Annotated in this window: 12 protein-coding genes; 5 read left to right on the forward strand and 7 right to left on the reverse strand. The window is 41.0% G+C overall.

All coding sequences use genetic code 11. From position 1 onward, the window contains the following. Nucleotides 1-641, reverse strand: a 641-nt coding sequence (locus JMN17_RS21300) for a response regulator aspartate phosphatase (RefSeq protein WP_445291685.1), incomplete at its 3' end; no start/stop codon positions are given. Between the two features lie 663 nt (nucleotides 642-1,304). On the opposite strand from JMN17_RS21300, the gene JMN17_RS21305 reads away from it, so the two are divergent. The 3 genes from JMN17_RS21305 to JMN17_RS21315 all read left to right on the forward strand — a co-directional run bounded on the left by JMN17_RS21305 (nucleotide 1,305) and on the right by JMN17_RS21315 (nucleotide 3,460). Then, nucleotides 1,305-2,327: a protein rep gene (locus JMN17_RS21305; protein ID WP_202329189.1), complete on the forward strand. Its 1,023-nt coding sequence runs from the start codon at nucleotides 1,305-1,307 to the stop codon at nucleotides 2,325-2,327. A 150-nt stretch (nucleotides 2,328-2,477) separates the two neighbouring features. Next, entirely contained in the window at nucleotides 2,478-3,257 is a 780-nt protein-coding gene (locus JMN17_RS21310) for a hypothetical protein (RefSeq protein ID WP_014471341.1), read from the forward strand. A 26-nt stretch (nucleotides 3,258-3,283) separates the two neighbouring features. Beyond that, entirely contained in the window at nucleotides 3,284-3,460 is a 177-nt protein-coding gene (locus JMN17_RS21315; protein WP_242519931.1) for a hypothetical protein, read from the forward strand. A gap of 58 nt (nucleotides 3,461-3,518) precedes the next feature. On the opposite strand, the gene JMN17_RS21320 is transcribed toward JMN17_RS21315, so the two are convergent. Together JMN17_RS21320 and JMN17_RS21325 are read right to left on the reverse strand one after the other, a co-directional pair. Next, on the reverse strand, nucleotides 3,519-4,175 hold the full coding sequence (locus JMN17_RS21320; protein WP_202329193.1) for a relaxase/mobilization nuclease domain-containing protein: 657 nt from the start codon (nucleotides 4,173-4,175) through the stop codon (nucleotides 3,519-3,521). Continuing rightward, nucleotides 4,175-4,930, reverse strand: a complete 756-nt coding sequence (locus JMN17_RS21325) for a hypothetical protein (protein ID WP_202329195.1) — start codon at nucleotides 4,928-4,930, stop codon at nucleotides 4,175-4,177. The genes JMN17_RS21320 and JMN17_RS21325 overlap by 1 nt, the downstream gene beginning before the upstream one ends. A 424-nt stretch (nucleotides 4,931-5,354) precedes the next feature. On the opposite strand from JMN17_RS21325, the gene JMN17_RS21330 reads away from it, so the two are divergent. Continuing rightward, nucleotides 5,355-5,534, forward strand: coding sequence for a hypothetical protein (locus JMN17_RS21330; RefSeq protein ID WP_202329197.1), 180 nt, complete (start codon nucleotides 5,355-5,357; stop codon nucleotides 5,532-5,534). A 6-nt stretch (nucleotides 5,535-5,540) separates the two neighbouring features. Further along, nucleotides 5,541-5,702: a hypothetical protein gene (locus JMN17_RS21335; RefSeq protein ID WP_014475552.1), complete on the forward strand. Its 162-nt coding sequence runs from the start codon at nucleotides 5,541-5,543 to the stop codon at nucleotides 5,700-5,702. A gap of 548 nt (nucleotides 5,703-6,250) precedes the next feature. On the opposite strand, the gene JMN17_RS21340 is transcribed toward JMN17_RS21335, so the two are convergent. From JMN17_RS21340 to JMN17_RS21350, 4 genes are all read right to left on the reverse strand, one after another. Continuing rightward, nucleotides 6,251-6,394: a hypothetical protein gene (locus JMN17_RS21340; RefSeq protein ID WP_202329199.1), complete on the reverse strand. Its 144-nt coding sequence runs from the start codon at nucleotides 6,392-6,394 to the stop codon at nucleotides 6,251-6,253. Between the two features lie 25 nt (nucleotides 6,395-6,419). Continuing rightward, the gene (locus JMN17_RS21345; protein ID WP_202329201.1) at nucleotides 6,420-6,581 is read right to left on the reverse strand and encodes a hypothetical protein; all 162 of its coding nucleotides are present in this window, start codon (nucleotides 6,579-6,581) and stop codon (nucleotides 6,420-6,422) included. Between the two features lies 1 nt (nucleotide 6,582). Then, on the reverse strand, nucleotides 6,583-6,717 hold the full coding sequence (locus tag JMN17_RS21970; RefSeq protein WP_263633659.1) for a hypothetical protein: 135 nt from the start codon (nucleotides 6,715-6,717) through the stop codon (nucleotides 6,583-6,585). Further along, a partial coding sequence (locus JMN17_RS21350; RefSeq protein ID WP_202329203.1) for a tetratricopeptide repeat protein occupies nucleotides 6,714-7,300 on the reverse strand: 587 nt, incomplete at its 5' end. The genes JMN17_RS21970 and JMN17_RS21350, both read right to left, overlap by 4 nt.

The following is a 7,300-nucleotide window of genomic DNA, read 5'->3' on the forward strand; positions in this document are numbered from 1 at the left end:
GCGAAACTTTCGGTGAGTCGGAAGCCATTTTCTTTTGCAAGGCGTTGTACATTTTCAAAGTGTTTCTGGGCTTCATTGTAGAGTAATAGGTCCAACTTATTGTTACCCAACATTAATTCGGTGTTGATAGCTTTTTCTTTATAGGTTTCATGTGCTTTAAATGTGTCGTATGCAATTTTAGCGTGGGTGATAGAGAAAACATTTTGCTTTATTTTGTAGTACGCCTTACACAGATAGTAATGAAATTCAGCTTTTTCAATTTCGTCAGGTATCTTTTTCAAGCGTTCTTCTGCGATCTTATAGTACATAATGGCTTTGACATAGCGCTTTTGATGAAATTCATACATGCCAGAGAAAAAATAAAAATAATAGTGAATCATGTCATCGGTGTTATTTTCTAAAGCCTTGGTTTTCAGATCGTCTAGCAATTCTCCTGATTTGTTGTAATCCTCTGTCATGAGTTTATAACGAGAGTCAATCAGGTTGAAATACAGTAATACGGTTTGATTCTCTTTCATATTTGGAAACGTGCTTTCGATCTCTTTCCTCATGGCTGCGGCTTTAGGAAAGTCATGTTGTTTGATGATCTTGTACCAATCATTTAAGGCTTGTCCGACTTCTTCGAATGCTATTGTACTCAACTTTCACCAATCCTTCCTCTATTCTTTATAGCTCCAAGAAATGTAAACATTTGTATTTCGAATTATCTCAGACTGTCAAATAATTGTGAAGAATTTTCCGAAAAAAGCAATTAGAGATAGAAGAGTGTAAAGGGGTTTTCCCGTGGGGAGGGCTTTAAAATATTTTGGAAGATCATTTTTTCACGGAAATAAAATATTTTGATAGAGCAACGTTTTCAAAAACGCTGCACGAAATATTTCGTAAGAGTCACTTTTTCGGACCGATTTAAGCGAAAAAGGAACAGATTTGTTACCGATCTCTTACTTTGGTTTTGAAAAAAGCATTTTTGGATGCTAAAAAGGATTTTTTCGTATAAAAAAGCCGATTTTTTAAAAAAATCTCCCCCCTGCGGGGGGAAGAACGGTTTTGATCTTTTGGGTTTTAGGTTTTAAAAAAGCCGGCTGTTTTCAGCCGGTCTTTTTCGATTTTGGCGAAGCCGAAATCGGGTCTTTTCTTATCTTGATACTATATAGAAACATCTCAAGTTTTAAAAAAAGCCCTCAGCCCTTATTTGTCAAGGGATGAGGGCTTTTTTGACAGTACAAAACTCCATCTGCTATTATTAGGGTGTCGAAGCCAAATAATAGAACGCTAGATCACTAGCTCAGAAGGAGTTTTTCGTTTTGTATTCAACTGAAAATGATTATATCATCCTTGAGGATAAGACCGCAACAGGTAAAAAGCGGGATTGGAGAGGGAAAAAGAGACGGACAAATCTTATGGCGGAGCATTATGAAGCTTTACAGAGTAAAACTGGTATACCTTACTATGGCAAAAAAGCTGAGAAATTGTGCGGTTGTGCAGAGTGTCTTTCGTTTAAAAGAGACCCGGAGACGGGCAAACTAAAGCTGTATCAAGCTCAGTTCTGTAAAGTGAGGTTATGCCCGATGTGTGCATGGCGCAGGTCGTTAAAAATTGCTTATCATAATAAGTTGATTGTAGAAGAAGCGAATCGGCAGTATGGCTGCAGGTGGATTTTTCTCACTCTCACTGTTCGAAATGTTGAAGGTGACAGATTAAAACCTATGATTTCTGACATGATGAAAGGTTGGAATCGCCTTTTTGGTTATAAAAGAGTTAAGGAATCTACTTTAGGTTATTTCAGAGCTTTAGAGATTACGAAAAACCATGAAGAAGATACATATCATCCCCATTTTCATGTGCTTTTACCTGTAAAGAAAAGTTATTTTACGGGAAAGAATTACATCAAACAGGCGGACTGGACAAGCCTTTGGAAAAAGGCAATGAAACTGGATTACACTCCAATTGTCGATATTCGTCGAGTGAAAGGTAAGGCGAAGATTGATGCGGAGCAGATTGAAGATGATGTAAGGGAAGCGATGATGGAGCAAAAAGCTGTACTCGAAATCTCTAAATATCCGGTTAAAGATACGGATGTTGTGCGCGGCAACAAGGTGACAGAAGACAATTTGAACACGGTGTTTTATTTGGATGATGCACTGGCTGCCCGTAGATTGATCGGGTACGGCGGCATTTTAAAAGAGATACATAAAGAGTTGAACCTTGGTGATGCGGAGGACGGCGATCTGGTCAAGATTGAGGAAGAAGATGACGAGGTTGCAAATGGTGCATTTGAGGTCATGGCTTATTGGCATCCTGGTATTAAGAATTACATAATCAAATAAAAAAAGAGTGTAGCTAGTCTGCACTCTTTTTTTGTAGAAAAACCAAAAATAATAATCTATTTTGTTTCCAAAAAGAGGATAATAGACTTATTTATAGAAAAATGTGGGAGGGGATATTGGCTATAAACAGGAGGAATTAAGGAGGATAAAATGAAGAAAACACGATTGTTATTTGCTTTATTTTTTGCTTTGTTGATGACATTTAATATGACTTTATCTCAGTCGGCTTCTGCTATTTCAAACGTAAACAATGAAGATGATGAAGTTGAACTCCCTTATGAAGAAATAGATGCTGATACAGCGGCGCCTATTGTTGAAGAGGCAAGAGCATCCATTCAGTTTTCTGCTGCCAAAGAAATTGCTTCAGACGAAGGTTATGAAGTGATTCCTAACAAAAATAAAGCTGTTCATTTGAAAGATGCAGGGAACGATATCGTATATTTTTACTTAAAAAAGAAAGGAGAACTTTCATTTGATGAGAATGTGTCTCCTTTTATTGCTGTTGAAATGAGTCAAAAGAAACTGTACCTTGTTCAACTTCCTGAATATGATAAAGATAATAATCTTCACACTAAAATATATAAAAACGGAAAATTAGTCATGGAATCTCAAAATGATAAAGATGGTTTGTTTTTAGAAGGTTCCTATGCCATTGATAGTTATGGTGAAAAGAAGGATTTAACGGATTTAAATCAACACTTTAAAAGTGGAAATGTGATTGATGATCAAATGAGAGCTCAATTTAGCTGGGATAAGTTCTGGGATTGTTTGAAAAAGAACAGTAAAGAACAATTGCCTTTAAGAAGCATGCTGATGGGCGCTTGTTATTATATTTGTTTAACAGGACCTCCGGGATGTATTACTTGTACGGTTATAAATGGAGGACTATCTGCTGGAACAGCAGGGTATTGTGTATATAAGGTATGGTAATAATGCTTTGTAAGGGAGGTATGGCAATGAGTGAAGAAAAGATGGGTCTGAAAAAGGGCGTTTTTATGGCTGTATTAGACACTGTCACTTTTGGAGTGCCTTCCTATCTTGGGAACCTTGTTAAGAAACCTCGGAAAACACTTAAGCTTTCTTTGATTATTTTTCCGATTGTTTCTACAGTAGCGTTCTTATTATCGCATTAAAAAATGAAGTTTATAGTCGTTCCCTTGAAGAAAAAGCAGACCTTTACGGGTCTGCTTTTTATCGTTCCATTTCGTAATCACGGCGCCGTCTTTGAGGGCGCTGTTTTTCTTCTTGTTGCTGTTCTTGCTCTTTATTCCGGCGGCGTTTCTTTGTGAATGGGATAGATGGTTCAAGTTCGATCTCCTCAGCAAGCTCCTTCAAAAAATCGCGGCTTTTGCTCCTGCCTTTGGATCTCTCAAACTGTCGTTCTTTCTCCTGTTCCGCAAAGTTCTGGAGATCCTTCAAGTGTGACGGATACAGGCCGACCTGTTTGCCGTCCTCGTTGTATCCTCGTATGACTACGTGAGCGTGAGGATGTCCTTTGTCATCATGGACGGCTGCTACCCAATCCAGTTTGACGTTGTGCTTACCCTCAAAGCGATTCATTGTATCTCGGACTAATTTTTTTAAATCGGTGGCGAACCGTCCCTGTTCATCTTCGCTTAATGAAATGACGAGTTTATGACCGACTACGCCACGCTTTGGCTGTTCATTCAGCTTTTTGAAAAACTCAATCCGTTGAATTTTATCTTGCGCAGCTGTAAACAGTTCCGGCGATGTCCGGTGGTGATCCCGGTCAAGTTCTATGTACTTGATATGCTCTTTGATATGGGTGATCGGTTTTCCGCCTTTGCTATGACTGGCAAAGCCGAGGGATTTCACATGAGCGACCATTATCTTCGCCCCTGCTTATACTCTTCAAGTAGCTTTTCATTGCTTTTGAGTCGGTTGTAATTGGCAACAAGAAAGTCCACTTGATTCTTATATTCAGATGACTCTGTTTGTAGAGAGCGCACTTTTTGGAGTAGTTGGTCATTTTGCAGGTGTGCATTTCCAACCTGATTGAGTCTGCTGTTTGATTCTTCTTGGACGTCTTGATAGTCCTTCCGCAGTTCTTGATAGGCTCTTTTGTACTTCTCCAGTTCTTCTTTTTGTGCTCTGTTCATGTCGATTAACTTTTCCTGCATGACCTCTAGGTTTTTGTTTTCTTGCATAAGAGAGCTGATTTTTTCAGCTGATTCTTTATCCAATCGAGTTCGCATTCTTTGGGCGGCAATGCCGCGTACCTGTTCACGAAGTTGTTTTGGGTTATGATCTTCGAAATGGTCATCAAAGAGATATTCCAAGATGATGCTGCTGTATGTAGTTTCGTAACTGGATTTGGCAATGAGATTTCCGACTCGTTCAACGGTTTGTTTTCCCATGTCTTCAACTCGTTTTTCGATCCTGTCGATCAGAGCTTGCTCGGTTGCGGACAGCAACGAGCTTGCTTCGACAGGTTGGACTTGGTGAGCGTGATACGCCCGAATGGCGTGTTCGATCAGCAGTCCAAATTTGGTTTCCGATCCGAAGTCTTTTTTCGCGAGCTTGCGACCGAGCGAAACAACTTCGGGATCGAGTCGGACGGATTCTTTTTGACGTGCGACCATGTTTTTTCGACCTCCAAAAATTGAGTGATTAACTCAATTTTAGAGTGTCGGACGGTGGGGGTCAAGGGGGAGGGCGTGCCATCCCAATTGCGGAGTGTGTCGGAAACATTGTGTCCGACACTTTTAACTCCGCCTCTCCCACTAGCGTAGATAGTGCGGGGATGCCATTTCCACAGATCGGGCAGGCTCCGATCTGTGGAAATGGCTTGCTGAAATGAAGGGCTGCGGGACGATCCGCCAGGGAGTCTCGCACCCGAAATGGAAGCAAAAAAGAGGGCTGAACAGGGAGGAGTAACGAGGCTCACCCTGTTCAGCCCTCTTGGGTTTTATGTCAGGCAATGGGCGATTTCATTCGCCCGCCTGACATTGGCGGACAAGTCCGCCAACGGGTAGAATGGATACAAAAAGGAAAGGCGGAGAATACATGGCATATCGTATTGTGGGCGAGCTGGAAGGGACGGAAATTACGTTCACGAGCACACACCCAGACGGAGAGAAACGAGAGGATATATTCGAGACGATCGAGGAAGCGGAGGATGCTTTGAATACCTTGAAAATGTCTTTGCCTGATGGAACAAAATTGACGATTGAACCTGCGGTGTAGAGACAAATGAGTGATTTTGAAACAGGGATGAGATATGTAAGAGCAACCCTTGGCTTTGAGGGTTTAGTGCTGACGGAAGAAGAGGAAAAGCTTTTAGAAAGACGGTTTCATGGAGAAATCACAGAGGAAGAATACATACAAAAAGCGTTTGAGCTTTCTTTGATGTGAAGTGGTCACTATTGAAGTGCCCAGTTATACGCACCAAATAAATAGGGGCGTTACTGGCGGAATGTACCTGCAGGGGCTTATAATATTCATAGTTGTTGTTAGAACCTGAACCCTTTTACCGTTTTTGGCGGTGAGGGTTCTTTTTTTAGGCAGTGATGCGATTTTGGCGGGAGTCAACGGTAACCGGACCGCAGGGAGGATTAAGGAGTTGACTCGCTCAGCGCCACCCGAACCCTTTCAGCACTCAAACAAACCCGTTTGTTTGACGCCAACCGGCGAGGGAGCCCCCCGAAGATTCGGGGGGTTGGGGGGATTGAATGCTGGCATCCAACGGCCGTCCGTTGGTGGGTTTGGGCAACGCCCAAGAACTTGTTACAAGGAGAATTAAGAATAAAGAACGCCTTTCAGGATGCTTAGGATCGTTTCTGAGAGCTTCAAATAAGAAAAATGACCTTTTATAAGGGGGAGCTCTTAAAATTGAATGTAGGGGCATTTAAACTCGTTTAAAAATAAAAAAAGCAGACTCTTTAGAGTCCGCCTTGTTATTTTTAACCCAGTGCTCCTTTTTCGGCTGTTTGGAAATCTTTTGAGATGCCGAGCCATCCGTTTTCTTTTGTTCCGAAATCGTGTCCGGCTGATACAAGGAGCAGTCCAAGAATAGCAGCGGTAATTAAGACAGTACGTTTTTTCATACTAAGGCCTCCGATAGAGGGGCATTTAAACACTTTTAGATGAATTATTGTACCAAGCCCGATGTTCTGGATTGGAACGGTCTAAAAGGACAACCCCGTCTTTATTTGATTTTAATTTTTCAGCTGTAGACCAGACTTTTTGACGGTCTAATTTCAGATTTGAGAACACTTTTTCAAGATTTTGCATTTCAGGCAGATACTCCACCTTCAGCAACTTTGATGGATACTCCACCTTCGGTAGGTTTGTAATTATGAACTAAAGCAGGAGCAGCCAGCAATAAAGCTGAAACAGTTAGCAGACTGAACAAAGTGGTTTTTTTCATAGTAGCGCCTCCGATACTTTGATGATTTGGTTTTTAGCAAAATGTCCGTGTTTAAAATAATATGCGGCTTTTTCGAAATCAGCCTTACTCTCATAGTATTCACCAATTTCGATTGAGAGGTCGGTTGTTTCTGTCCAAAGATCCATTTCTTCGAGGATGTCGATATATTTTCTCACCTCTTGGTCATTTTGTTCCGTATACAAAGCGTATACGATTTTTAATTTCGCCACATACTCCTGTTCTCCTTCATCTGTAGCCCTTTTCAGAGCCTTTTCATACCATGACAGGGCAACTTCGTAAGCTCCCAACTGAAACAGAACTTTACTTAGCATATATGTTGATCTGACGGCAACAAAGGACTCTAAATGTTCAGGAATTTTCAATGCTTGTTTGAAGCAGTTTGAGGATTCGATGAACATTTTTTGTCGTTCAAAACAAACGCCGAGGTTGAAAAGAGCGAAACTTTCGGTGAGTCGGAAGCCATTTTCTTTTGCAAGGCGTTGTACATTTTCAAAGTGTTTCTGGGCTTCATTGTAGAGTAATAGGTCCAACTTATTGTTACCCAACATTAATTCGGTGTTGA

The sequence above is a fragment of the Bacillus sp. RHFS10 genome (genome assembly GCF_016757475.1).
Classification (GTDB): Bacteria; Bacillota; Bacilli; order Bacillales; family Bacillaceae; genus Bacillus; species Bacillus subtilis_G.

Bases quoted from the DNA above. Each gene is read 5' to 3' on its own strand.
- JMN17_RS21970 (WP_263633659.1), bottom strand. From the start codon at position 6,717: ATGAAAAAAACCACTTTGTTCAGTCTGCTAACTGTTTCAGCTTTATTG.
- JMN17_RS21325 (WP_202329195.1), bottom strand. From the start codon at position 4,930: ATGGTCGCACGTCAAAAAGAATCCGTCCGACTCGATCCCGAAGTTGTT.
- JMN17_RS21320 (WP_202329193.1), bottom strand. From the start codon at position 4,175: ATGGTCGCTCATGTGAAATCCCTCGGCTTTGCCAGTCATAGCAAAGGC.
- JMN17_RS21345 (WP_202329201.1), bottom strand. From the start codon at position 6,581: ATGCAAAATCTTGAAAAAGTGTTCTCAAATCTGAAATTAGACCGTCAA.
- JMN17_RS21340 (WP_202329199.1), bottom strand. From the start codon at position 6,394: ATGAAAAAACGTACTGTCTTAATTACCGCTGCTATTCTTGGACTGCTC.
- JMN17_RS21335 (WP_014475552.1), top strand. From the start codon at position 5,541: ATGAGTGATTTTGAAACAGGGATGAGATATGTAAGAGCAACCCTTGGC.
- JMN17_RS21315 (WP_242519931.1), top strand. From the start codon at position 3,284: ATGAGTGAAGAAAAGATGGGTCTGAAAAAGGGCGTTTTTATGGCTGTA.
- JMN17_RS21330 (WP_202329197.1), top strand. From the start codon at position 5,355: ATGGCATATCGTATTGTGGGCGAGCTGGAAGGGACGGAAATTACGTTC.
- JMN17_RS21310 (WP_014471341.1), top strand. From the start codon at position 2,478: ATGAAGAAAACACGATTGTTATTTGCTTTATTTTTTGCTTTGTTGATG.